A 22,191-nucleotide genomic window follows, 5' to 3' on the forward strand; every position below is an offset into this window, starting at 1 on the left:
GGGCCGTTTGAGAGCCAGCGGGTCAAAAGAGGGCCTGCGGGCGTGCGGTGGCGTCAGTCTCCCGGGAGAGGGTCCGGGAATGGCGGGTGCGGGCGTCCGGGGGCTTCTGTGGATCCGAACGGGCGGGGTCGGGGCAGGGCAGGCCGGGTCCGAAATTCGGGCCCCGGCACAACCGGGCCTTTGGTGGAGGACTGTCCCCAGCGCGCAGGGGCGGCTGATGCGCAGGAGAGGGTCCGGCGGCACGATGGGTGGGCCCGGGTTATCTGTGCGACGCTGCCTGGCTTCCGACCCGGATGCTCCCAACCCGGAATGGGTGACGTGTATGGGGTGATGTGTAGTGGGTGACTTGGGGGGCGGACCCGGGCAGTGGACTGTTCCGGTTCCGAAGCGGGCTTGCGGTGAACCTGTCCCTGTCCACGGATCGCCCGTCCCGCCTCTGGCCCGGCACGGTCTGAAATGCCGGGCCTGTGGACTGGAAACCGCTAGGCCGGGTTCGCCCGGTGGAGATCCGGTCCCGCATGTCTGCGGGCTGATCCCGGGACATCCGGCAGCCGGTCCATTCCACAGCCTGGGGTGGATTTCTCGGTCCCTGCCCCGTGCGGGCTTTCCGGCGACCTTTAACATCATAATATACATTATGCGACAATGCGTATACCGCGTCCCCCGGCCCTGCATCCGTCCGGCCCATGGGGGCTGTGCCCGTCACGGGGTTCATGAAAATCTGGAAAGGCTCTTTTTCCTGTGGAACTGTGAGATGATATATCAGTCAGGCCCACTGTGAACTGCGGGAAACGGGTGCAACCATGATGCGTGTCAGTTTAACCTCCACAAGCCGGGAAAGGGCTCTGCCATGACGCTGACCGGTATGGCGGTGGAGCACCCGGTGCTTGCGGCTCTCCTTGCAACAACGTTTACCTGGGCCATGACCGCGGCCGGGGCATCGAGCGTGTTCTTCACCCGCAGGACCATGGCGGAGGCGGGTGCCAATGTTCTCCTGGGCTTCGCGGCGGGTGTGATGCTGGCGGCCAGCTTCTGGTCCCTGCTCTCCCCGGCCCTCGAGCTCGGGGCAAACGGAGACTGGGGAGAGACCTTTGGCTTTATCCCCGCGGTGGCGGGCTTTCTCCTGGGGGCCGCGTTTTTGCGATACGCCCACGCCCTGGTTCCGCACCTTCATTATTTTGCGAATGTGAGTGACGGTCCCCCGTCAAAGCTGAAGCGCACGACGCTTCTGGTCTTTGCCATGACCCTTCACAACATTCCCGAGGGGCTTGCGGTGGGTGTGGCCTTTGGCGCGGTCGCCGCCGGGGCACCGGAGGCGGGCGCCGCCGCTCTCGCACTGGGTATCGCCATACAGAACATCCCCGAGGGGGCCGTGATCTCCCTGCCCCTTCATGCGGAGGGCATGTCCCGGCGCCGGGCCTTTCTCTGGGGTCAGGGCTCGGCCCTGGTGGAGCCTCTGGCCGGTGTCGTGGGCGCGGCGGCGGTGGCCTTCATGACGCCCATCCTGCCCTATACCCTCGGCTTTGCGGCCGGTGCCATGATCTACGTGGTGGTGGAGGAGGTCATCCCTGAGTCCCAGACCGGAAAGCACGGTGACCTTGGCACCCTGGCGCTTGTGGCCGGATTTGCGGTGATGATGGTCCTGGACGTCGCGTTCGGGTAAAGCACCCGGGGCGTTCGGGTGAGGAACCCGGGCGCGCCCTGCCCTGCCCGCGCGGGACGGCCAGCGGAATCCGGGCCCTCAGCTCCTCCAACCCCTTACAAAATAACTGTTTTTACGCCGGATGGACCGGGTTTGGGTCGTATCCCGCCAGTTTTTTCGGCGCTCCTGGGCCTGCGGGCGGAGACGGCCTGTTGCTCGGAAACCGGGGGCCGAACCGGGGGCGGCAGAAGACGGGCGGCGATCCCCGCAAGACAAGACCCGCCAGATTCCAACATATTGATTTGAAAGGATAATCTCTGGGGTGCGCGGGGCATTTCCGCGCCTTCCCGGCGTGTGGAGCCGTCCGGGGGTTCGTTGGGCTCCGGCCCGCGGATCCGTCCGGCGTGCCCGAAGCCTGTGGGCGCCGGGGGCTTTCTCCGATCAGCCCCGGTCCGTCCCGCCGACCCGGAATGTGAGCCCGTCATGCGCCGGGGCCACCGTGTCCGGGCATTGCTCCAGCACTGTGGCGTAGTCCATTTCCGGGGTCATATGGGTGAGCCAGCCCTGCCGGGGCGACACCCGCTCCAGCCATCCCAGCACCGTTTTCAGTCCAGCGTGGGTCGGATGCCCCTCGTAGGGCACACAGGCGGCCACAACCCATGTGTCCACGCCCTCCAGAATCGGGAAGGTGGACTCCTCAAGGCGCACCAGGTCCGTAGAGTAGGCAAAATCCCCCACCCGAAATCCCATGCTGGTGCACACACCGTGATCCTGGACAAACGGCCGGAATTCAAGCGAGCCGATCTGGAAGGGCTCGGGCGGGATGACCCGGACCGGACTGACCAGAGGGCGCCAGAAGCCCCAACGCCCGGTCTTCGGGAACGGCGGGAAACAGTAGGCAAAGCGGGAGAGAAGCTCGTCCAGAGTGTCGTCCATGGCCCACAGCGACAGGGGACAGCGAAAGATCCGGTTCAGCTCCCGCACCTCGTCAAGGCCGCCGATATGGTCCGCATGCCCGTGGGTGACGATGATGCCGTCCAGGCGCTCCAGGGGTCTGGACAGAAGCTGCTGGCGAATGTCCGGAGACAGGTCCACCAGAACACAGGTGCGGACCTCGCCCTGCCCGTCCAGATCCTCGATCAGGATCGAGGAGCGCAGGCGCCGGTTCTCGGGGCGGGAGGGATCACAGGCGCCCCAGCCGGCACTCAGGGACGGAACTCCCCCCGCCGCACCGCATCCCAGTACTGTGATCCGAAGAGACATTCTTTCACCGGTTTCCTGCTGGCAGACTAGTGGCCTGCGGTCCGGGGACGGCGCGCCTTCGTGAACAGACGGAAGAAGTTGTCCGTCGAGGCCCTGCGGAACTCCTCCATGTCCACACCCTTCAGCGTGGCGACCCGGGCTGCGGTAAAGGCCGCGTAGGCCGGCTCGTTCCTCTCGCCCCGGTGAGGTACCGGCGTCAGGTAGGGCGCGTCCGTTTCCACCACAAGCCGGTCAAGAGGCACAGAGGGGATGATCTCGTGCAGGGAGCGGGCATTGGGGAAGGTCACCACCCCGGCGATGGAGAACAGAAGCCCCAGCTCCATGCCGACCTCGGCCAGAAGGGGCGAGCCGCCGAAACAGTGGAGAACGGCCTTGAAGGGGCCTTTCTCGTACTCCTCGCGCAGGATGTCCGCCGTGTCCTGAATGGCATCACGCGAATGAATGGAAAGAGGCAGGCCCGTTTCCCGCGCTGCGGCAATATGGACCCGAAACAGATGCTCCTGCACCTCTTTCGGGGCCCGCTTGTGGAAATAGTCGAGGCCGGTCTCACCGAAGCCGATCACCTTGGGGTGGTCGGCAAGGCGGATCAGCGTGTCCACCGTCACCTCGGGAGCCGTGTCCGCCTCGTTGGGGTGAATGCCGACGGTGCACCAGACATCGTCGAACCGCTCGGCAACGGCCAGGTTCCCGGGATGGCGGTCCAGGGTCACACCGATGGTGACCATGCTGCGCACGCCAACCGCGGCGGCGCGGGAGATGACCGAGTCCAGATCCTCCACAAAGGGAGGGAAATCAAGATGGCAATGGGTATCCACCAGCACGTTGTCGCCCTTTCCGGCTTCGGTTCACTTCGTTTCCGCGCTTTCCGGATCCACGTAGCGGGGGAACACCCCGGCCGGGGCCGGAAGCTCGGTCCCCGGCACCAGGCGCACCGAGGGCTCCAGGGCCCCGAATGCCCGGGCATCGTCCTTGCAGGCAAGCTGGTCAAGAAGCCGGGCCGCCGCGTTTGGCGTGAACGGCTGCATCAGGATCGCGATCCGGCGGACCGTCTCCGCCAGCACATAGAGAACCGTTCCCATGCGCCCGGTGTCGGTCTTGCGCAGAACCCAGGGGGCCTGCCGGTCGATATAGGCATTGGCCTGGCGCACGACAACCCAGATGGTCTCGAGGGCCTCGCCGAAGGCCTGACGGTCCAGCGCCGCACGGACCGCGGAGAGCATGGCCTGGGCCGCGCCCAGCATGACCTCGTCATCCGGCGTGAACTCCAGAGGCTGGGGAACCTGTCCCCCGCAATTCTTGGCAATCATGGACAGGGACCGCTGGGCGAGGTTGCCCAGGTCGTTGGCCAGCTCGCTGTTCACGCGTCCCACCATGGCCCGGTGGGAGAAATCCCCGTCGTTTCCGAAGGGCACCTCCCGCATGAGGAAGTAGCGCACCGCGTCCAGCCCGTAGGTGTTGACCAGGTCCACCGGGTCGATGATGTTGCCCAGGCGCTTGGAGATCTTCTCCCCCTCGTTGGTCCACCAGCCGTGGGCGAAGACCCGCTTCGGGGGCTCCAGGTCGGCGGCCAGAAGGAAGGCAGGCCAGTAGACCGCATGGAAACGGACGATATCCTTGCCCACCATGTGGATGTCGGCGGGCCAGTAGCGGGCATAGTCACCGTCCTGCTCCGGGTAGCCGAGAGCGGTGATGTAGTTCGTCAGCGCATCCATCCAGACGTACATGACATGACGCTCGTCACCGGGGACGGGAACGCCCCAGGAGAAGGTCGTGCGCGATACGGACAGATCCGTCAGACCGCCCTCGACAAAGCGGATGATCTCGTTGCGGCGGCTTTCCGGGGCGATGAAATCCGGGTGCGTCCGGTAGAACTCCAACAAGGGCTCCTGCCAGCGGGACAGGCGGAAAAAGTAGCTGGGCTCCTCGACCCACTCCACCACGGCGCCCGAGGGGGCCCGCTTCACACCGTCCGGTCCGGTCACCAGCTCGGTTTCCGTCACGAAGGCCTCGTCCGGGGTGGAGTACCAGCCCGCGTAGGATCCGAGATAGATGTCCCCGCGCTCCACAAGCCGGTTCCACAGATCCTGACACGCCGTCTTGTGACGCGGCTCGGTCGTGCGGATAAAGTCGTCGGGCGTGTAGTTCATGATGCCCAGAAGGGAGCGGAAGCTCTCGGACACCCGGTCCGTGAACGCCTGCGGCTCCATATCTGCCGCCCGGGCGGCGGCCTCGATCTTCTGCCCGTGCTCGTCGGTTCCCGTGAGGAAGCGCACGTCGAAGCCGTCCAGGCGCTTGAAACGCGCAAGGACATCACAGGCCAGGGTCGTGTAGGCGTGGCCGATATGCGGCTTGTCGTTCACGTAATAAATGGGGGTGGTGACATAGAAAGGGGGCCGGGAAACGGACATCGGGGTGTCACTCCTAAAAGAACAGGACCGGCCAGGCCGGTGAAAACATGAGGGGCCGCGCGCCGCCTATCTCCGAAGGTCCGGAGCACCGGCCCCGGCAGGGCCCGACGCCAGGGTCCGTCCGATCAGGTGGAACACCGAAAGCACCGTCTGCTTCCGGTCGAGGTGAAGGGCGCGGGCCTTCCTGAAAAGGGTGCCGGTGTTTTCCCACACATCGACCCACTGATCAAGGGGGGCGGCCTCAAGGAAGTGTTGCCAGATGCGGTCTTCGTCACCGGCCCGGGCGCTGGCGCCAGACGCGTCGCCTGCCCCACTGCGGGCCAGGCGGGCCAGCCACCAGGGCAGAAGATCGGACAGGGCATCGAAAAGCTCCTGCTTTTTCGCAACCGCCTCGCCGAGCTCGTGGAGGGCCGCGGTCGGAAAGGCGGGCGCGGAGCGAAGAAGCTCGAGAACCTTTTCCCAGTCGTCCAGGTGGGCCGACAGGGCGAGAGCGCGACCGATGCTCCCCTCGGCCAGGCCCGCCAGAACCGCACGCTTGCGGGGATCGAGCCCCGGAAGGTGGCGGGCAAACAGGCTCTCCATGGCCTGGGGAGGCAGGGGCTTCAGGGTCAGGGTCCGGACCCGGGAGCGAATCGTGGGCAGAAGACGCCCCGCGTTGTGCGACACCAGCAGAAGGGCGCACCGGGGCGGCGGCTCTTCCAGGACTTTCAGCAGAGCGTTGGCGCTGGAGGTGTTCATGGTCTCGGCCTCGTCCACGATCACCACCCGCCAGCCTCCCTCGGCCGACGACAGGGACAGGAATTCGCCGACCGCCCGAACAGACTCAACGTCGATGGTCTCGCTGCGCCGGGACGGGTCGCTTTTCATCGCGCCGCGCTCCACCACCAGGAGGTTCCCGTGGGTCCGGCCGCGCACCCGCACGAAGACGGGATCCGTTTCGGGGATATCAAGGGTGGTGGCCCGCTCGCCGTGGGCCAGAAGGGCCCGCGCCATGCGGTAGGCCAGCGTGGCCTTGCCCACGCCGGCGGGACCGGCCAGCAGCCAGCCGTGAGCCATCCGGCCGCTGGCCAGGGCGGCCAGAAACGTGGCTTCCGCGTCGGCGTGGCCCAGAAGGTCCGTGGTCTCGAAGGGCTGGGGAAATCCGGTGCTCACGAGCCGGGCTCCCCTTCCTCCAGCTCGGGAAAGGCCGCCCTCACGTGGCCCAGGAGACGGCACAGGAGCTCGTCCTCACCACACCGCGCGTCCTCGATGCGGACACGGTCCGGGTCCGAGCGGGCGATCGCCAGAAAACCGTCGCGGACCCGCTCGTGGAAGGTCAGATCCATCTGCTCGTAGCGGTTCTCCCGGGCGGAGGGGGACGCAGTCTCCCTGCCCTGCCCGCCCGGCTGTCCGGTTTCGGGGCGTTGCGCGGCCTGGTCCCCCTGCTCCCGGGTTCGGGTGCGGGCCAGGCCGTCCCGGATCGGAAGGTCCAAAAGAAGGGTCAGGTCCGGCATGAGCCCGTTGCAGGCAAACTGATGCAGGGCCCGGAGGTCACCGGTGTCCAGGCCATGCCCCCAGCCCTGATAGGCCAGCGTGGAATCCACAAAACGGTCGCACACGACCCAGATCCCGGCCGCAAGGGCGGGCTCGATCGTGCGCAGGACGTGGTCGCGGCGTGCGGCGGTGTGGAGCAGGGCCTCCGTGCGGTCATCCCAGCGTTCCCCGGGGCCGCAGACCAGAAGGGACCGGATGGTTTCCGCACCCGGAGATCCGCCCGGCTCCCGCGTTGCCAGGGCCTGCACAGGTTGCCCCGCGATCCGGAAACGGGTCTGGAGGGCGTTGACCAGACGGGCGCGCTGGGTCGTTTTCCCGGCGCCCTCCCCGCCTTCCAGAGTGATAAAACGGCCCCGCATCACCGAACGGGGCCGTGCTGTCTGTGGGGTGTCCATCCGCTCAGGACGCTTCCGGTGCCGGCTCGGAGAAGACTTTCCCGATCATCCGGTCGAACATCATGGTGAGCGTGCGTCCGAAACGGCCCGCCCAGCCCAGCTTGTCCACGCTTTCCCCGGCCAGCAGGGGGAAGCTCATGGTCACCATCTCCGGGCTTTCCAGATAGAGGGTTGCGACCGGCGTGCCCTTTTCCACAGGCGCGCTGAGGGGCCCGTCGTAGACGACCTTCATGGTCATCTCGCGGGTGGCGTTGCGCGGCAGGGTGATCTGCAGGCGCTGGTTCAGCACCAGGGGAACGGTTTTGCGGTCGCCCATCCAGACCTCGGCCTGCGACAGGGGGACACCGGCGTCAAACAGCTCGACGTTCTCGAAGTTCCGGAAGGCCCAGCTCATGAGGCGCTCCGCCTCTTCCGAGCGCTCCTTGATGGAGGCAAGGCCGTTGACCACCATGATCACCCGGCGGTTGCCCTGTTTGGCCGAGGCGGTCAGGCCGTACCCGGCGGCCGCCGTGTGGCCGGTCTTCAGGCCGTCCGCACCGATGTTCCGGTAAAGGAGCGGGTTGCGGTTGTGCTGGGTGATGCCGTTGTGGGTGAACTCGGTCTCCGAGTAGTAGTGATAGTACTCGGGGAAATTGTTGATGATCGCCCGCGCCAGCGTGGCCAGATCACGGGCCGTGGTGTAGTGCTCCGGGTTCGGCAGGCCGGTGGAGTTCACAAAGTTCGAGGCGGTGAGGCCGATCTCGCGGCTCTTGCGGGTCATGGCCCGGGAGAAGGCATCCTCGTCGCCGGCAAGCCCTTCCGCGATCACGATACAGGCGTCATTTCCGGACTGGATGATGATGCCCCGCAGAAGATCCTCGACGCTGGCCGTGGAGTTGAGCGGCAGGAACATGGTGGAGCCGCCGCTTGCGGATCCGCCGGTTCGCCAGGCGTTCTCGCTGACGGGCAACTGGTCGGTGAGCGACAGGGAGCCGTCCTTGAGCCGCTCGAACACCATGTAGGCGGTCATGAGCTTGCTCATGGACGAGGGGGCCATCTGCTCGTCGGCGTTTTTCTCGAACATCACCGATCCGGTCTGGGCGTCCAGCAAAATGGCGAAGGGTGCCTTGGTCTCGAACGTCTGGGCCCGGGCCGGGGGTGCCACTGCCACAGCAGAGGCCAGCACCCCGACAAGCAACGCCAGGGACGGAAAAAGGGAACGGCGGCGGGCGGGGGAGGTTTCAGGTGCGAAACTCACGGTGATATCCTTGATGCTGGATGCGAAACGAAACCGGAAGGGCGTCAGTCTGTCATGATCCGCGCATCCGGGTAGCCCGCGACGCGAACGTGCGAGAGAACCCTCTGCGCGTCGGCGGTGCTCTCGAAGGGGCCCAGACGGACGCGGTAAAGGCTATGATCCCCGAAACGCCCCTCGCTCACAAGAGAGTTTCCAAGGCTTCCCAGGCTCCGGCTCAATCTTTCCGCGTTTTCCCGGCTGGCGAACGCACCGACCTGAATCCAGGAGAGCCCCGCACGCTCGAGGACGGCGTTGGCCACCGTGCGGGCCGCGGTCTCGACGGCGCGCGGACGGTCTGCCTGCGAAGGCCAGGGCGACGACACTGTGACCGGGCCCGTTACAGGGCCGCTGCGCCCCCCCATGGCCTGAACCTTGGCCGCCCGGCTCTCGGCCGCCAGGATGCGGACCCGGACCCGGGTGGTCCCCTTGTTCACAAACCCCAGGGAGTGGGCGGCACCTTTGGACAGATCGATCACCCGATCGTTGGCGAAGGGGCCCCGGTCATTGATCCGCACTGTGATGGAGCGCCCGTTGTCCAGGTTGGTTACCCGCGCGATGGAGGGCATGGGCAGCGTGGGGTGGGCCGCGGATATGTCGTGCTGGTTGAAGATCTCGCCGTTGGCGGTTGTTTTTCCATGAAAACCAGGGCCGTACCAGCTTGCGATCCCGGTCCGGTCATAGGTGTAGTCCTCCCGGGGATGGTACCAGCGGCCGTTGATCTGGTAGGGGCGCCCGACCTTGTAGGCCCCCGCACCCGAGGGTTTGGAGACCTTGGGGGCGCACCCCGCACACAGGGCTGCGACGGCAAGGCACACCGCGGCGAATGCGCGGACACTCCCGGCGCGCGGCGCGCACGGTCCGGAGGCTCCGTCCGTTACGGACAGGCCGGCACCCCGGGTCGGACAGGCGCGCGCTGCCGTCATCTCACTCTCAGGGCCAGAAGCAGGCTTTCATCCGGGTAGCCGTCGGCCACAAGACCCCGGGACGCCTGGTAGTGGCGGATGGCCAGACGGGTCCGGGCGCCGATCAGGCCATCCGGCTGTCCCGCATCAAAGCCACGTGCGTTGAGAAGCTCCTGAATTTCCATGATTTCCGTCAGCCTCAGGGACCGGTCCGTGTCGGGAAACGGCTGATGCAGCGCCGTGGAGACACCGCTCACCCGGTCGCTCAGATATCCGGCGGCGAGGGCGTAGTTAATGGAGCGGTTCCACTTCAGGAGGATATCGAAATTCTCGTACACAAGAAACGCCGGCCCCCTGTAGCCCGAGGGAACCAGGATCGCAGCCGGCGTGGACGGGTTCTCGGGGATCGCGCCGCCGGACGCCAGGCGGACGCCAAGGGCGGACCACTCGGCCACCGTGGCCCGACCGCCCAGATCGGTGCGGCTGTAGTCGAAGCTTGGCGGCAGGACCACCTCCCGTCCCCAGGGGAGGGAGCGGTTCCAGCCCAGTGCGCCCAGGTAGTTGGCGCCGGAGGCAAGGGCATCGGAAACGCTGTTCCAGGGGTCCAGCCAGCCGTCCCCGTCTCCGTCCACCGCATACGCAAGGAACGTCGAGGGCATGAACTGGGTCTGCCCCATGGCGCCGGCCCAGGATCCGATCATGTTCGAGGCCTGAACGTGTCCGCCGTCCAGGATGCGCAGGGCGTCAAACAGCTGGCTCTTGAAAAAGGCCCCCCGCCGCCCGTCATAGGCCAGGGTGGCCAGGGTATCGATAATGGGGGTGGAGCCGATGTTCTCGCCGAAATTGCTTTCGAGCCCCCACAGGGCAACAAGAATGCCTGCGGGAACGCCATACTCGCGCTGGAGGCGGTTCAGCAGGGACTGGTGCTCGGAAATCTTCTCAAGGGCCTTCACAACACGGCTTTCCGGCACAATGAGGCGGAAATAGTCGCCGGTGGTGCGCGAGAACTCGGGCTGGCGGGTGTCCTTTTCGACGGACGAGGGCAGATACTCCGCCCTGGCCAGAACAGTCTCCACCGTGGCAGGGGAAATCCCCGCCTGAAGGGCCTCGGCTTTCACGGCCCGAAGCCAGGTGCGGAAGCCCTGTTCTGAGCCGGCGATGTTCGGCTCCGCGCCCAAGGGAGCGCCGGTGTTCGCCCGCGGAGACTGGGAGCAGGCCGGAAACACCAGCAGCGCGGAGGCAACGAGAATCGAGGGAACCAGAAATCCGGGACGAAGCATCTTTCTTGCCGACCTTTGTCTGTGCGGAGTTTTGAGAATTACACCAAACGGGAGCCCCTGTCCAGGGGGCAACCGAGGGGGAGTCCCTCCCCTCCCGCGCAAGGCCCCCGGAGTGCCCGAATGCGGCTGAACCGGCTCCGCTCCCTTTCCCCGGGACAGTGCGGCGGAGCCAGAGGCCGGGACGCACGTGCGTCGCTCCAACCGCCGCCGGAATGCGAAAGGGCCCCCTGATCCGGGGGCCCTCCTGAGGCTGGCGCTGTGCGCCGTCTAGTGTCGGGACAGTCCGCCAAGGGGCTGGTGGCGGGGGTCCGAAAGCTGGTGGGCCGGCATGAGGGACAGTCCCTCGCTGCGAACGGCTCCCGGCCGGCGGGGCGACGCCGGTGCCGCCACCGAGTTGAACGGCAGGCGCGGCAGGCGACGCAGGCTGGAGGCCTTGTCCCCGAGACCGCTGGTCTCCGCCAGGGCGGCCAGCCCGCGGATGGCGTCGGCCCGGTTCTCGAGGACGCTCTCCACCGCACGGGACGCGGCCTCCCGAAGGGTCTGGAGGGCGGCTTCCAGGCGTGCGTTCGCATCGCTCAGGGCCTTGCGCTCCTCTTCCCAGGCCCGCGCCGCATCCATCAGCATCATGAGTTCCTGCTGCAGCAGATCAACCGCGTCCGGATCGAGGGGTGTCCCCTCGCCCTGCCCGGCCTCCGGCGCGGGAACAGGCGCGAGCGCCGTCGTTCCCGCGAACGCACCGACCCGAACGGCGAGAGCCTGCCAGTACAGGGCCCGCGATCCGGCTTCGGGAAGAAGCCCGCACTTTTTCAGGGCCTCGAGGCCGCATTCCGAGCGGTAGAGCCGCCCGAGAATCGGCGGAAGGCAGCAGGCGATTTCCGACTCCGTCAGACCCTCGCACACGTCCTTCCAGATACGCAGGGTAAGAGGAGCCTCAAGGCAGCCCAGGTTTGTGCCTGCAGTGAGGACCTTGACGAATCGCTCCTCGAGACGGGTAAGGGACGTTGACGAAGACTCGGTCATGGGAACCTCAACGAAAACAAAATTATCAAGATTGACGGTTGCCCTCGGGCCCGCCACTTCGCAAAGTGTATGCGGGTTATCCTTTCAGAAGCCTTAACGTTGAAGATACTGATCCCGGAGGAAAAATTCACAATGAAGACCTGTTCTTCCCGAGCGGCGAGAGGCACCCGGGAGCCCCGTGGATCCCGAGTGGCCCAGGCCCGTGCAGCCCAGGCGTCCGGGGCCGGTGCCCGTGCCTGGCAGGCCTGGCAGGCGGTGCTGGCGGAGGATCCGCAGTCGCTGGAGGCCCGGGTCTGCCTTGCGGAGCTGGCCCTTGCACGCCGGGAGGTGCCTCTGGCCCGGGATCTGGCGCTTCAGGTCCGCGGGGCCGAGCCCGACAACCCCCGGGCAGCCCTGGTTCTGGCCCAGTGTGCACTGGCTGCGAACCGGCCCCGGGAGGCCCTGGCCGAGGTGGACGGGATTTTGGCCCGCCGCTCCGGCGATGCGCGGGCTCTGGCGTTTCGGGCCTCGCTGCGCCTTGGGGCCGGCGACCTCTCCGGTGCGGTGCAGGATCTGCGCGCGGCCCTGCGCTCGCGCAAGGATGATCCGTCCCTGCACCTCCAGTTGGGGATCGCCCTTGCCCGCTCCGGCCTGTATGACGAGGCCCTGCCCCACTTCAAGCGCGCCTGCCAGCTGGCCCCCGAGGATCCGGGGGTGCACCTGAACCAGGCCCAGGCCTTCCTTGACGCGGGACAGCCGCAGCGCTCCCTGGCTGCCTCCGCCCGGGCGGTGGCCCTGGCGCCCGGTCTGGCCGGAGCCCATGTGCTTCAGGCCCTCGCGTTCGACCGGCTGGAGAATTTCGGGGACGCCCGCCTTGCCTGGGAGCGCGCGCTGAACGCGTCGCCCGACGTGCCCTCGATCCTCAATGATGCGGGCACATTCCTTCACTACGACAACGATCCGCAGGCCGCCCTGCCCCTCGTGCGCCGGGCCCTTGAGCTGGCGCCGGATCACCTTGCCTTTCGTGAGAACCTGGTCGCCCAGCTGATGGCGGACAACCGCCTGGACGAGGCCGAGCAGGAAACCCGGGACTGGCTGCGGCAGGCCCCGGATTCCGTCGCGGCAGTGCGCACGCTCGGGGATCTCCTGGTGCGCCGGGGCGAGTTCCGGGACGCGCGTACGCGTCTTTCGGAGGCGCTGGAACGGCACCCGCACGATGACACGCTGGCGGTCGCCTATTCGGCCACATCCCGGTTCTCGGAGGCGGACGCGACCGCCGATGCCATTCTGGAGCGGGCCCGGCAGGCGTTTCCCGAGCTTGACGGAACACCCGCAGAGCCGGCAGCCACAGCGGATCTGGCCTACGCGGCAGGGAAAATCCTCGATGACCGGGGCGAGTTCGAGCGGGCGTTCAGCGCCTACCGGATCGCCAACACCCTGCGGGGCCAGGACAATCCGTTTGATTTCAAGGCATTCGAGTCCCGTTCGGAGCGGGTTCGCGAGGTCTTCACGCCGAAACTGTTCGAGCGCCTCCGGGATATCGGATCCGACTCCGAGACCCCGGTTTTCGTGGTGGGGCTGCCCCGCTCGGGAACCACCCTTGTGGAGCAGATCATCGCCAGTCACCCGGACGCCGCCGGAGCCGGGGAACTGTCCCACTTCACGCGCTTTGAAAACTCGCTGACCTGGCGGGTGTCCGGCGGGCGGGATCCGTACCCGGACTGTGTCGGTGCCCTCAACGCCGGGACGGTGGAGGCATTTGCCCGCTCGGTCCTGGCCACCATGGACCGGGTCTCGGGCGGGGCAAAGCGTGTGGTGGACAAGCTGCCCCACAACGCCCTGCGTCTGGGGCTGGTGCACGCGGTCTTTCCGAAGGCCCGGATTGTCTGCCTGCGCCGCTCCCTGCCGGACACGTGCCTGTCGATCTACTTCCAGAACTTCACCCACGGCCACGGCTATCGTCATGATCTGGAGGTCCTGGGCCGCTATGCGGTCCGGTTCCGGGCCATGATGGACCACTGGCGCGAGGCTCTGCCGGTCCCTGTGTTCGATCTGGACTATGCCGCCCTGGTGGCGGATCCGGAGCCCAATGTCCGGGCCCTGCTGGACTATCTGGGCCTTGAGTGGGATCCGCAGGTTCTGTCGTTCCACACCCGGCGGGACGGACAGGTGGCCACGGCCAGCCGCTGGCAGGTGCGCCAGCCCATCAACACCCGCTCGGTGGAGCGCTGGCGCCGTTACGGATCTGCTTTAGATCCGCTTCTGAACGTCCTGGAAAAAGAGGGAATTCCGCTCTAGTCCACCCGCTGGCAGAGAACGCCACCGGAGCGGTGGCACAAGCGGCAGGGCGGGGCCGGGACACCGGTTCCCCAGGGCGCGCACGTAATACCGGGAGCAAAAAAAGCCCCGGTCCGAAGGGGATCCGGACCGGGACACGAGAGAGGCGACAGGGGGACAGCCCCTGATCAGAACGCGAGCGCCTTGACCTGCACCACGTTGGGGATCTTCGCAACCTGCTCGAGGACTTCGGCACCGACGGGGCCGTCGACCTGCACCAGGCTGAGGGAGCGGCCACCAACGGCTTCCCGGCCCAGGTTGAACGAGGCAATGTTGATGTTGGCCTCGCCCAGGACCGTGCCCAGACGTCCGATGAAGCCCGGCTTGTCCTCGTTGATCACGAACAGCATGTTCGGGCCAAGCTCGGCCTCGACGGCGATGCCGTTGATGTCCACGACGCGCGGCAGGTCGCCGCCCAGAAGGGCTCCGGCGATGGAGCGGGTCTGGTTCTCGCTGACCACCTGAACGCGGATCATGTTCGAGTAGTTCCCGGCACGATCGCTGACGGTTTCCTTGACCTCGATGTTGCGCTCGCGGGCAATGACGGGCGCGTTGACCATGTTCACTGAGTCCGTGATCGGGGACAGGATGCCCTGGATGAGCACCGCCGTCAGGGGCTTGGTGTTCAGGCGGGCCACGTCACCGGAGTACTCGATGTGGATGGACTTCAAAGAGGTCTGGGTGATCTGGCCGGTGAACCCGCCCAGCTGGCGGCACAGGCCCATGTACGGACGCAGGCGGGGCGCCTCCTCGGCGGAGACCGCCGGGGTGTTCAGGGCGTTGGTCACCGCGCCGGTCATCAGGAAGTCGGCAATCTGCTCGGCGACCTGAAGGGCCACGTTCTCCTGCGCCTCGGTGGTGGAGGCCCCCAGGTGCGGGGTGCAGATCACGTTGTCGAACTGGAACAGCGGGTTGTCACGGGCGGGCTCGACCTCGAACACGTCCAGGGCGGCGCCGGCCACATGTCCGCTTTCGAGAGCCGCCTTCAGGGCCGCCTCGTCCACCAGACCGCCACGGGCGCAGTTGATGATGCGCACGCCCTTCTTCATGACGGACATGGCCCGGGCGTCGATGATGTTTTTCGTCTTCTCGGTCAGCGGCGTGTGAAGCGTGATGAAGTCCGCGCGCTTCAGAAGATCCTCAAGCTCGACCTTCTCCACACCCAGGCTGACAGCCCGCTCGGGGGAAAGGAACGGGTCGAAGGCAATGACGCGCATCTGCAGGCCAATGGCACGGCTGGCCACGATGGAGCCGATGTTGCCGCAGCCGATCACGCCCAGAACCTTGTTCGTCACCTCGACGCCCATGAAGCGGTTCTTCTCCCACTTCCCGGCCTTGGTGGACTCGGATGCGGTGGGGATGTCACGCGCGAGGGACATCATCATGGCAATGGCGTGCTCGGCGGTGGTGATCGCGTTGCCGAACGGCGTGTTCATCACCACGACGCCCTTCTGGGTGGCGACGGGAATATCCACGTTGTCGACGCCGATACCGGCCCGGCCGACGACCTTCAGGTTGGTGGCGGCCTCGAGAACCGCAGCGGTGACCTTGGTGGCCGAGCGGATGGCCAGGCCGTCGTACTCGCCGATGACGGAAATGAGCTCTTCCGGGGTCATCCCGGTCTTGACGTCAACTTCAAGGCCGCGATTTTTGAAAATCTCAACGGCCGTCGGGCTAAGCTTGTCGCTTACCAGAACCTTGGGCATAACGCCTCTCCTTGGGAAATCGGAAATATGTCCTGCTTTGAAAAGCGGATTCCCCCCCGCCCCGCGGGGAGAGGGGGACAAACCGGTCAGCCGGCGAATTCCGCCTTGGCGGTCTCGTAGGCCCACTCGATCCAGGGCAGCAGGGCTGCCATGTCCGAGGCCTCGACAGTGCCACCACCCCACAGGCGCAGGCCCGGAGGAGCGTCACGGTAGGACCCGATGTCGTAGGCCACGCCTTCCTTGTCCAGGAGCGAGGCGATTTTCTTCGCCGCCTTCGCCTGATCGTCAGCGGACAGGGCGGTGAACCAGTCTGCCACGACTTTCAGGCAGATGGAGGTGCAGGAACGCACGGCCTTGTCTTCCGCGAGGAAGTCGATCCAGTCGGTTTTCGCGACCCACTTTTCCACCTCGGCCAGGTTGGCCTCGCAGCGGCGGCGAAGGCCGGCCGCGCCACCGATGGTCTCGACCCACTTCAGGGCGTCGATGGCGTCCTCGACGACCAGCATCGAGGGGGTGTTGATGGTCTCGCCCTTGAAGATGCCCTCGATCAGCTTCCCGCCCTTGGTCATGCGGAACAGCTTCGGCATGGGCCAAGAGGGGGTGTAGCTCTCGAGACGCTCCACCGCGCGGGGCGACAGGATCAGGATGCCGTGCTGGGCCTCGCCGCCCAAGACCTTCTGCCAGGAGTAGGTCACCGCGTCGAGCTTGGACCAGTCCATGTCCATCGCAAAGGCGGAGGACGTGGCGTCACAGATCGTCAGTCCCTTGCGGTCGGCCGGGATCCAGTCGGCGTTAGGAACGCAGACGCCGGAGGTGGTGCCGTTCCAGGTGAAGACGACATCGCGCTCGAAATCGACCTGGGACAGGTCCGGAAGCTGGCCGTAGGGCGCCTCCATGGTGCGGACGTCCTTGATCTTCAGCTGCTTGACGATGTCCGTAACCCAGCCGGAGCCGAAGCTCTCCCAGGCCAGCACGTCAACACCGCGGGGCCCCAGGAGGGACCACAGGGCCATCTCCACAGCACCCGTGTCGGACGCGGCGACGACACCGATACGGTAGTCGTCGGGCAGTCCAAGAAGGGCGCGCTGGCGGTCGAGGACCTCAGCGAGTCTTTCTTTTCCGGGTTTTGCGCGGTGGGAACGTCCGACAAGCGCGCTCTCAAGAGCGGCGGGGGTCCAGCCGGGGCGCTTTGCGCAAGGGCCGGACGAAAAGTTCGGATTCATCGGCCGGGTGGCCGGTTTCGTAATCTCTGCCATGAGTGTACTCCCTTCCTCACAGAAGGGCAGCGATCCATTGGGGGATCGTGGCCCGGCACCGTGATACGTCGGGGAGCCGGCCCCGGTCAACCGGATTTTGCGGCCCTCCGGAAAAATCTAAATTTTGTCGCAATTTGGGGTATTATCCTTTCAGGACGGGTCGGGTTCACGGAATTTAAACGCTCTGTGTTGGACAGTGGTCCCAGCCGTTCCCTCTCCCATCTGACTGTCCGGGTGATCGCTGTCATGCAAGGCATTCCTACAAACGACTCCGAAGCCGCCGCCCCGGGGCATGACCCGCTCCAGGATATCCCGCTGACGCCGGAGCAACTGCGCGCGCGCATGCTGGCCGAGCTCAGGAAGCGCGGCGTGTTCGACAAGGCGGTGCTCGAGGCTCTGGACTCGGTTCCCCGGGAGCTCTTCGTGGCCCAGCCCTTTGCAAAGCGGGCCTTTGAGAACACCGCCCTGCCCATCGGCTGCGGGCAGACCATCTCCCAGCCGCTTGTGGTGGGTCTCATGACCCAGGCCCTCGACCTTTCGGACCGCCACAAGGTGCTGGAGATCGGCACCGGGTGCGGCTACCAGACGGCCGTGCTGTCACGGCTGTGCCGGCGGGTGTACTCCATCGAGCGCCACGCGCCCCTTCTTGAGGAGGCGCTCTACCGTTTCCATGCCCTGAAGCTGCGCAACATCGTGGCTATGGAGGGGGACGGATACCGGGGCTGGCCCGAGCAGGCCCCGTTTGAGCGGATCATGGTTACCGCGGCCGCGCCCGATATCCCGCGCTCCCTTGTGGAGCACCTGGCGGTGGGCGGCCTGATGATCCTGCCGGTGGGAGTCCACGAGGACGACCAGTACGTGGTCCGCGTCCGGAAGCTCTCGACCCACATCCAGACGGAAACCCTTTTCCCCGTGCGCTTTGTACCCATGGTGGAGGGCCTGCCTCCGCGTTGCACTCTGGGGCCCCAGTCCTAGGTCATCCCCGTCCCGCAAAGTGCCGACGACGGCCCGCGACGGGCTGGGCTGATTTGCCCGGAGCCGCCTGCAGCGAACGGCGCGGACGCCACCGGCTCCGAAAACCGTACCCTTGGCAGGCAAAAGGTCGGGGCCGACTGATCGGATTGCCCCCCGGTGGCCCGCATGGCGTGTGAAAGCCCCGGAACGGCCTGACGTGCTCCCTGCTTTCTCGAAGGGTGCCCGGATCCGGGGTGACAGGGCGCCCTGCAGTGCTCGCCTCCCCCCATACACGTGTTGTCCTTCAGCCCCCCGGCCGTGTCACGCCCCCGGGTACCCCCGTGGCGCGGTCCTCCGGTCCGGCTGCGGGGTGTCCGAAAAACAGAAACAGGCCCCGCTTGAGCGGGGCCTGCTGATCTGTATTCCCTGAATACGCCGGACCCGCGGCGGGTCAGGCGAAGTTACCGGGTGCCCGTCGGCCCTGCCCGTCTCCGGTCGGGGGCCGCAGGTGCTGCGCTCAGGCGCCGCTGTCCGGTGTCTCGGACGGGGCCGCGTCGGTGGCAGGCGTCCCGGCTGCAGAAGCATCCGCGCCCGGCGCGGGAGCTTCCGAGGCCTCCGCCTCTTCAGCCTTCTTGCGGCGGGGAGAGGCACGCCGGGTGGCGGGCTTCTTGGCCGGGGGGGCTTCCCCGGCACCCTCTTCCGCCGGAGCGGCCTTGCGGCGCGTGCGGGTTGCTGGCTTTTTCACCGGCTCGGCCGGGGCCTCATCCGAGGGAGCATCCGTCGCCGCCGCATCGGTCGCGGGCGCGTCCGTTGCCACGGGCTCGGCCGCGGTGTCATCCGTTTTTGCCGCTGCCGCCTTTTTTGTCCGGGGCGTGGCCGGGGCCTTCTTTGCCGGAGCCTTGCGGCGCGTTGCCGCCTTCTTGGGCGCAGGCGCGTCAGTCCCGTCGGCGGCGGCAGCTTCGGTGCTCACGTCACCGGCAGCCGGCGCATCACCCTCCGGTGCGCCGGAGACCGGGGCACTGTCCCCTTCCGACGCCGGGGCCGACGATACAGCCGCAGTGTCCGCTTCCCCGGAGGCCGGAGCCGGCTGGGACGCATCCTGTGCCGCGACCTCGGTACCCCGGTCATTCGAGGCTTCGGCAGCTACCACGGACGGTGCCGCGTCCGGCTGGTCGCCGCTCGCCGCGTCAGCGCTGTTTGCTGCAGCGCCGTCCGCACCCGCCGGAGCTTCCGTCCCGTCCTGGGCCTCACCGGTGAGCGCCTCTTTGCCGGCGGCATCCTCCTTGCGCGAGCGGGAGCGCCTGCGCGGCTCCTTCTTCCGGCTGGAGGCCTTGCGTCCGGACGCGCTGTCCGATCCGGCGGCGGCTTTGGGATCCTCGGACAGGACGATGTCCTCATCCTCGGCCGCGGCCAGCAGAAGCTCCTCCGCCTCGTCAATCTCCGGAGCCACAACGGGCTCCAGGATGAACGCGGGAGTGAAGCCGCCGAAGCCGATCGCATTGTCGTCGATGGGCATTTCCATCACTTCGGACTGGGGGTTGTCCCGCCAGCGTTTCTGATGGCGCCCCTGGGAGCGGCCCGGGCCACCGGCAGGCTCGGAGCTGCGGCGCTCATCGCGGGCCGCCGGCTGCGAGGACTCGGGCGCCGCTGTTGCGGAAGCTGCCGGAGCCGCGCGTTCCCGTCCGCCCTGGGAGCGGGAGTTTCGCGAGCGCGACTTGCCGTTGCGGCCACCCTTTGCGGGGGCCTCATCCTCAGTGCCGCTGCCCTCCAGATCCGGAGCCGCAAACCCCTCCAGGTTCACCCGCGGAATCGGGTTGCCCAGAAGTTCCTCGATGGCGACCACAAGCTTGCGGTCTGCCGGGCTGGCAATGGTGAAAGCCGAGCCCTTGCGCCCCGCCCGGCCCGTCCGGCCGATCCGGTGGACATAGTCCTCCGAGTGGATGGGCACATCAAAGTTGAACACGTGACTGACGTCGCTGATGTCGATTCCCCGCGCGGCCACGTCCGAGCACACCAGCAGGGCGACCTCGCCGTTCTTGAAGCGCTCCAGGCGCTCGGTGCGCAGATACTGGGGCATGTCACCGTGCAGGGCGACGGCGTCAAAACCGTGCTTCGACAGGGAGCGGTTCAGAATGTCCACATCGCGCTTGCGGTTGCAGAAAATGAACGCGTTGGTGACTTCCTCGCGGCGCAGCAGGTTGCGCAGCGCCTCGCGCTTGTCATTGGAGGGGACCACCACAAGCGACTGGTCCACCAGCTCGGCGGCTTTCTGGGTGGGCTCGATGCGGATCTCCACCGGGTCGGTCAGGAAGGCATCGGCAAGCCGCTTGATTTCCTTGTCCATGGTGGCGGAGAAAAACAGCGTCTGGCGGCGGGCCGGCAGAAGCGAGACAATCCGCTCCACATCCGGAATGAAGCCCATGTCCAGCATGCGGTCCGCCTCGTCGATCACCAGCAGGCGCACGTCGCGCAGCAAGATCGCCCCGCGCTCGAACAGGTCCAGCAGGCGGCCCGGCGTGGCAATCAGGATGTCCACGCCCTTGTCCAGGATCTTCTGCTGGTCGCCAAGGGACTCCCCGCCGATCAGAAGGGCAAGGGACAGCTTGTGGTACTTGCTGTAAAGGAGGGCGTTGTCCGCAACCTGAGAGGCCAGCTCGCGGGTCGGAGCCAGCACAAGGGAGCGGGGCATGCGCGCCTTCGCCCGCCCGCTCGACAGGATTTCGATCATGGGCAGCGTGAAGGAGGCCGTCTTTCCGGTTCCCGTCTGGGCAATACCCAGCACATCGCGTCGAGCCATGACGTGGGGAATCGCCATTCTCTGAATGGGGGTCGGTTCCTCGTAGCCAACGTCTTCAAGGGCTCTCAAGGTATCGGGGCTGAGACCGAGATCAGCAAAAAGCATGCGTCAGTTTTCCCGGAAGTTCACAGGGGGCGCAAAAGGTGCGCAAAAGGGGTCGCCCGAAAGGATCGCGGACGACAGAACCCGCGCCACTATATCCCCACACGGGGGTCTGTCAATGTTTAGCCCGCCAAAACAAAAGAAAAAAGGTGGAAGGACAACGTCTGCGTCCTGTTAAAGCGGGAACAGTGGCGCAACGGCCGGTTTTTGCCCCCGTTTCTGTCGGGCCGGACACGGCTGTCTGCCGGAGCCGGGCCGGGAGGCTGCCCCGTGCGCGCTCCGGGCCGTCCTGACTACCTGAGGGGCGCCTCTTTCAGGCAACTCGCGGACTGGCCCTCGACAAGGGCCCCGTCTTTCCAGAGCCCCTTCACGGTCTCCCCGTCGGGACAGATGATCACGCACGGTCCGTCGGCCAGGCCGGCGACCCAGCGCCCCTCGACCCGGACGCCGTCGGCCCGCACGAAAATTCCAAGACCGTTGCGCCGGCCCTGGGCGAACTCGCCCTCGAACCGGGATCCGTCCGCCGCGCTGAGAACCCCGTATCCGTGAGGCATCCGGTCACGAACCTCGCCATCGTAGCGGTTTCCGCCGGCGGTGCGGATGGTGGCCGGGCCCGAGATCTCGCCGTTCACCCACTCGCCCTCGATGGTCGACCCGCCCGAGTAGGTGTAGAGGCCATGACCGTGATAGGCGTTGGCCTGCCAGCCCCCCTGGTAGCGCTCCCCCGACGGGCGGCTCTCGAAGCCCTCCCCGTCCCGCTGGTCGTTTTTCCAGTCCCCCTCGTAGCGCTGGCCGTCGGGCCACACCTGGAGCCCGCGCCCCGAGCGCTGTCCATCCGTCCAGTCCCCCTCGTAGCGGGCACCGGAATGCTCGGTCAGGACACCGGCCCCGTTCGGAACGCCCCGGGAGAACAGACCCTGGTGGACATCGCCGTCCTGCGAGACGTCAATCCCCTGCCCCTCCGGCACGCCGTCGCGCACATCGCCCTCATAGGAGGCGCCGGACGGCCTGCGGATAAACACCCGCCCGTTGGGACGGTTGTCGCGGAACTCCCCCTCGATGATCTCGCCGTTCGGGCCAGTCCAGCGGCCGACGCCGCTCATCTCGCCGTCCTGGAACTCTCCCTCGTAGCGGGCGTCCCCCTGCGCGGTCCCGTACCCGTGGGCAAGCCCGTTGCGGCCCCGTTCGCCGTCATACGTTCCCGAAAGGCGCCCGTCGGTGACGGCCGCGCCCCCGGCCTGAGCCGCCACCGGTGCCGGAGGCTTTCCGTACACGTAGACCACCGTTCCCGCAGTCGCGAGAATGGACACAACAAGGCAGAGAAAAACAATGCGGGACATC

16 protein-coding genes are annotated in these 22,191 nt (G+C 66.8%); 3 read left to right on the forward strand and 13 right to left on the reverse strand.

The features are described 5' to 3' along the window. The first annotated feature begins 850 nt into the window (after positions 1-850). The gene (locus IHV25_RS08335; RefSeq protein ID WP_192534661.1) at positions 851-1,663 is read left to right on the forward strand and encodes a ZIP family metal transporter; all 813 of its coding nucleotides are present in this window, start codon (positions 851-853) and stop codon (positions 1,661-1,663) included. 420 nt (positions 1,664-2,083) lie between these two features. Here IHV25_RS08335 and IHV25_RS08340 read toward each other — a convergent pair whose 3' ends face one another. From IHV25_RS08340 to IHV25_RS08380, 9 genes are all read right to left on the reverse strand, one after another. Beyond that, positions 2,084-2,905 (reverse strand): MBL fold metallo-hydrolase, encoded by an 822-nt coding sequence (locus IHV25_RS08340; protein WP_192534662.1) that lies wholly within the window; start codon positions 2,903-2,905, stop codon positions 2,084-2,086. A gap of 26 nt (positions 2,906-2,931) precedes the next feature. Then, complete coding sequence (locus IHV25_RS08345; protein ID WP_192534663.1) at positions 2,932-3,726, reverse strand: TatD family hydrolase; 795 nt, start codon at positions 3,724-3,726, stop codon at positions 2,932-2,934. A 24-nt stretch (positions 3,727-3,750) separates the two neighbouring features. After that, positions 3,751-5,313, reverse strand: a complete 1,563-nt coding sequence (metG, locus tag IHV25_RS08350) for a methionine--tRNA ligase (protein WP_192534664.1) — start codon at positions 5,311-5,313, stop codon at positions 3,751-3,753. Between the two features lie 66 nt (positions 5,314-5,379). Beyond that, positions 5,380-6,465 carry a DNA polymerase III subunit delta' gene (locus tag IHV25_RS08355; protein ID WP_192534665.1) on the reverse strand — a complete coding sequence of 362 codons (1,086 nt, stop codon included), beginning with the start codon at positions 6,463-6,465 and terminating at the stop codon, positions 5,380-5,382. Next, entirely contained in the window at positions 6,462-7,205 is a 744-nt protein-coding gene (gene tmk, locus IHV25_RS08360) for a dTMP kinase (RefSeq protein WP_242018885.1), read from the reverse strand. The genes IHV25_RS08355 and tmk overlap by 4 nt, the downstream gene beginning before the upstream one ends. Before the next feature lie 40 nt (positions 7,206-7,245). Beyond that, the gene (locus IHV25_RS08365) at positions 7,246-8,478 is read right to left on the reverse strand and encodes a D-alanyl-D-alanine carboxypeptidase family protein (protein ID WP_338048612.1); all 1,233 of its coding nucleotides are present in this window, start codon (positions 8,476-8,478) and stop codon (positions 7,246-7,248) included. Positions 8,479-8,522: 44 nt separating this feature from the next. Beyond that, the gene (locus tag IHV25_RS08370) at positions 8,523-9,440 is read right to left on the reverse strand and encodes a septal ring lytic transglycosylase RlpA family protein (RefSeq protein WP_192534667.1); all 918 of its coding nucleotides are present in this window, start codon (positions 9,438-9,440) and stop codon (positions 8,523-8,525) included. After that, positions 9,437-10,699 (reverse strand): lytic murein transglycosylase, encoded by a 1,263-nt coding sequence (locus tag IHV25_RS08375; protein WP_192534668.1) that lies wholly within the window; start codon positions 10,697-10,699, stop codon positions 9,437-9,439. Before IHV25_RS08375 ends, IHV25_RS08370 begins: the two co-directional genes overlap by 4 nt. A gap of 267 nt (positions 10,700-10,966) precedes the next feature. Then, positions 10,967-11,719, reverse strand: a complete 753-nt coding sequence (locus IHV25_RS08380) for a hypothetical protein (protein ID WP_192534669.1) — start codon at positions 11,717-11,719, stop codon at positions 10,967-10,969. Positions 11,720-11,851: 132 nt separating this feature from the next. On the opposite strand from IHV25_RS08380, the gene IHV25_RS08385 reads away from it, so the two are divergent. Then, a complete protein-coding gene (locus tag IHV25_RS08385) occupies positions 11,852-13,996 on the forward strand; it encodes a tetratricopeptide repeat-containing sulfotransferase family protein (protein WP_192534670.1) in 2,145 nt (714 codons plus the stop codon). Between the two features lie 167 nt (positions 13,997-14,163). Here IHV25_RS08385 and serA read toward each other — a convergent pair whose 3' ends face one another. Both serA and IHV25_RS08395 read right to left on the reverse strand, forming a co-directional pair. Next, positions 14,164-15,741: a phosphoglycerate dehydrogenase gene (serA, locus tag IHV25_RS08390; RefSeq protein WP_192534671.1), complete on the reverse strand. Its 1,578-nt coding sequence runs from the start codon at positions 15,739-15,741 to the stop codon at positions 14,164-14,166. A gap of 86 nt (positions 15,742-15,827) precedes the next feature. Beyond that, entirely contained in the window at positions 15,828-16,997 is a 1,170-nt protein-coding gene (locus IHV25_RS08395) for a phosphoserine transaminase (protein WP_192534672.1), read from the reverse strand. Positions 16,998-17,312: 315 nt separating this feature from the next. Here IHV25_RS08395 and IHV25_RS08400 point away from each other — a divergent pair, with 315 nt between their 5' ends. Further along, positions 17,313-17,972: a protein-L-isoaspartate(D-aspartate) O-methyltransferase gene (locus IHV25_RS08400; protein WP_420825422.1), complete on the forward strand. Its 660-nt coding sequence runs from the start codon at positions 17,313-17,315 to the stop codon at positions 17,970-17,972. Positions 17,973-18,468: 496 nt separating this feature from the next. Here IHV25_RS08400 and IHV25_RS08405 read toward each other — a convergent pair whose 3' ends face one another. Continuing rightward, the gene (locus IHV25_RS08405; RefSeq protein WP_192534673.1) at positions 18,469-20,853 is read right to left on the reverse strand and encodes a DEAD/DEAH box helicase; all 2,385 of its coding nucleotides are present in this window, start codon (positions 20,851-20,853) and stop codon (positions 18,469-18,471) included. A 290-nt stretch (positions 20,854-21,143) separates the two neighbouring features. After that, positions 21,144-22,190, reverse strand: a complete 1,047-nt coding sequence (locus IHV25_RS08410; RefSeq protein ID WP_192534674.1) for an MORN repeat-containing protein — start codon at positions 22,188-22,190, stop codon at positions 21,144-21,146. Position 22,191: the final 1 nt, after the last annotated feature.

This window comes from Phaeovibrio sulfidiphilus (genome assembly GCF_014861485.1).
Taxonomy (GTDB): Bacteria; Pseudomonadota; Alphaproteobacteria; order Rhodospirillales; family Rhodospirillaceae; genus Phaeovibrio; species Phaeovibrio sulfidiphilus.